A 3,366-nucleotide genomic window follows, 5' to 3' on the forward strand; every position below is an offset into this window, starting at 1 on the left:
AGGGTGAACTTGATGCAGATTTAGAAAAAGAGAAATTTCAATGGGGAAGAGCTATTCTACTCCTTGGTATAGGCTTTGCACTTACAATTGGTGGTGCCAATTTTGTTGTTGAGAGCGGTACACATATTGCAAGACACTTAGGTGTGAGTGAGTGGATTATTGGTCTATTTCTTATCTCTTTAGGTACTTCATTGCCAGAGTTAGTTGTCTCCATTGCTGCTGTAAGAAAAGGCAATGCTGAGATGAGTATAGGAAATATTATTGGCTCTAATGTAGCAAATTTTTCTATGGTTTTAGGTGGTTCTGCACTTATTCGACCACTAACAGTAGATTTAGCTGCTGCAAGATTTGATATAATCATTTTAGTTGCTGTGTCTGTAACACTTCTTTTTATTCTTGCAAATAAGCTTTATAATAAAGCCGGAGGTATCTTTTTACTTACTCTTTTAGTGCTTTTTGTAAAAAATTCTTTTAATTAAAAGTCTATCTCTTTTTAATATATCCAAGTTCTAAGAGCTTGTCATATATTTTAGAGACAATAGCACCTGCTGCTGAACCACCATGTCCACCATGTTCTACCATTGCTGTTACAATGTATTGAGGATGTCGATAAGGACCGTATGTTGTAAACCAAGCATGCGAACGCCTATAATAAGAGAGCTCATGTTCTAACTTTCTCTTTTTAATATCTTGCTTAATTCCAACAACTTGTGCTGTACCTGTTTTTCCTGCTATTGTTATTTTAGAATTTACATGGTGTACTGCTGTCCCATGTGGTGCATTACAGACCTCATACATTCCACGGCGTATAATTGGCAGTCTTGCTTTTTCTCTTGGTGTTAGAACATCCCTGCTAATCTCTTTATATGGCTTGTTTCCAATCATATAAGCAAGATGCGGTGTTGGTAATCTTCCCGTGGCAATCAATGCAGTTTGCTGTGCAATTTGAAGAGGCGTTACCAGAAAATATCCTTGACCAATAGAAGTATTTAGCGTTTCACCTTTATTCCATGATTGATTATACTTTTTTCTCTTCCATGCTCTTGAGGGTACAACACCTATAAATTCATTTGGCAAATCAATACCAGTTTTATGTCCAAGGTTATATCGTAACAATCCCTTACTCATCTTTTTTATACCGACTTTTAAACTACCTTCATAAAAATAGACATCACAACTCTCTCGTATTGCTTTGACCATATTTGTCTCTTTATGCCCATTTTTCTTCCAACATCTAAATACTCTTTTACCAAGAGGAATGGAACCAGAACAGTAAACTTTATCATTGGAATGTATGCCATTTACAAGATAAACTAAACCTAAAGAGGGTTTAATAGATGAACCTGGAGGATAAAGACCGTGTATAAGTTTATTTGTAAAAGGATGGTCAAGACTTGAAGCCATAGAATTATACATCTTGTAAGACATTCCTGATACAAACATATTCAAATCATAATTAGGAAAACTTGCTGCAGTAAGAATTGCTCCATGGGTGTCCATAACAACCACTGCACCAACTAAGCCTTTAAAAAGATTTGTAATATATTTTTGTAACTCTATATCAATTGTAAGTTTTAGTCTTTTGTTCTCACTGGGTGCCTTATAACTAAGTTCTGCCACTTCTCTGTTATTTGCATTGACTTTTATCTCTTTTTCCCCAGGTGTTCCTTGTAAATAAGAGTTGTAGTATTTCTCAATTCCCGTCTTTCCTGTGTAACCAATTAAGTCTATAAGCCTATCATGAGCAATATCTTTTTCATTGGCACGAGCAACATATCCTATCATATGTGCAGCAATATTCTTGTATGGGTAGTAGCGTTTTGGAGCAGGTTCAATCTTAATATTTTTTCGTAAATTCAGCTGTGTATATACAGGCATAATCTCTTTATAGGGAATATACTCTACAACCTTAATAAATTCATGATTATAAAAAGAGTCCTTTTTTTTGTACGCTTTAATAATATCTTTGATATTTAAAGATGGTAAAGTTTTATGTAAAAAGGAGATGGTACTTTCAAATTTTTTTCTATTTTTCTTTAAAAGCAGATGTGGTGCCAACTCTATTTTAAATCCAAGTTTATTGATGGCAATAGGACGATTTTTTATATCTACAATTTCACCACGAATTGGTGCTATTTTTTCATGCTTTATTGTGTTGTTTTGAGAGAGTGTTTTATAGTAGTCATTGGACTCTACAGCAAGTAAAAACACCCTTACAATAAGCGCCATCCAGATAGAAGCAAAGAGTAAAATAATGAATTTTATTTTCATATTAGGCTCACTAAGAAAAATTCAATTACTATATAGTAAACTATATAGTAATTTATATGCTCTGCAGGGAGTAAAAATATTTTAGAGAGTAGCATTAAAAAGAGGTAATACCCCACATAGGCCATAGTCACATACATGATTCGTATGCAAGAGTAGCAGTTGAAACTTTGTTCTATTTTAGGAAGTAAAAATTTTGCAGCGATATAAAAGTAAAAGATACTACTAAAAAAAATATATCCGTGATTTGCTTCAAAAACAAGAAGTGCAAATGAGATAAGTAGTAAATATAGAACATCTTCTCTCTCTAAAGCTCGAATAAAAAGAACAAATAAAACGCCAAGAAGGGGTGGTAAAAAAGGGTAGATACTACTCAGAGAACTATATAGCACATAGAGTGCTACATAGCCAAATGATTTTACAACTCTTTGATTAGTGATACTTCGTTGCATATGGGAAAGTGTTTACATTTTATACAGTCTGCCCAAATTTTATGTTCAGGAAGTGACTCTTTTGGAATTTCTACAAAACCAAGACGCTCAAAAAACGACTGCTTGTAGGTTAAACTAAGAACTCTTTTAAGACCTAACTCTTCACCCTCTTGCAAAGCACGGTTTACCAGTTTTTCTCCTATTTTTTGCCCTCTAAATCCATTTTTTATAATGAGTGAGCGTATTTCTCCCAATTCTATAGTGTGAATATGTAAAGCTGCAAAACCTACTAATTCTGTACCAACATAAGCTAATGTATAGGAACGAATATTTGTCGCAACTTCATCACTGCTTCTCTCAAGTATAACACCATTTTCAACTTCAGGATATATAAGCTCTTGCATCTCTTCTATATTACTTAACTTTGGTTTTAGAAATTTAATTTGCATCTTCTTTCTCTTTTAAAATATCGTATATTACTTTAACTATTTTATTCATTCCTCTTTTTTTAGAACTTGAGACCATTAGAGCATTTGGAAATTCCCGTCTAAGTGCATTTTGCTCTTTTTGGTTCAGTTTATCAATTTTTGTAAATATTTGAATAATATACTGGTTCTCTTTTATGTTGTGAAGTAAAAAATCACTCACCTGTGTATCTATATCTAAA

3 protein-coding genes and 2 pseudogenes are annotated in these 3,366 nt (G+C 33.3%); 1 reads left to right on the top strand and 4 read right to left on the bottom strand.

All coding sequences use genetic code 11. From position 1 onward, the window contains the following. Nucleotides 1-479, top strand: a pseudogene (locus MVY38_RS05545) (sodium:calcium antiporter); the annotation flags it as partial. Between the two features lie 4 nt (nucleotides 480-483). Here MVY38_RS05545 and mrdA read toward each other — a convergent pair. The 4 genes and pseudogenes from mrdA to MVY38_RS05565 form a co-directional block, all read right to left on the bottom strand. After that, complete coding sequence (gene mrdA / locus MVY38_RS05550; protein ID WP_297484183.1) at nucleotides 484-2,271, bottom strand: penicillin-binding protein 2; 1,788 nt, start codon at nucleotides 2,269-2,271, stop codon at nucleotides 484-486. After that, nucleotides 2,268-2,720, bottom strand: a complete 453-nt coding sequence (locus MVY38_RS05555; RefSeq protein ID WP_297431170.1) for a hypothetical protein — start codon at nucleotides 2,718-2,720, stop codon at nucleotides 2,268-2,270. Before MVY38_RS05555 ends, mrdA begins: the two co-directional genes overlap by 4 nt. Next, nucleotides 2,687-3,148, bottom strand: coding sequence for an N-acetyltransferase (locus MVY38_RS05560; RefSeq protein WP_297484185.1), 462 nt, complete (start codon nucleotides 3,146-3,148; stop codon nucleotides 2,687-2,689). The genes MVY38_RS05555 and MVY38_RS05560 overlap by 34 nt, the downstream gene beginning before the upstream one ends. Then, nucleotides 3,138-3,366, bottom strand: a pseudogene (locus tag MVY38_RS05565) (YihA family ribosome biogenesis GTP-binding protein); the annotation flags it as partial. The gene MVY38_RS05560 and the pseudogene MVY38_RS05565, both read right to left, overlap by 11 nt.

The organism is Sulfurimonas sp. (genome assembly GCF_027056685.1).
Lineage (GTDB): Bacteria > Campylobacterota > Campylobacteria > Campylobacterales > Sulfurimonadaceae > Sulfurimonas.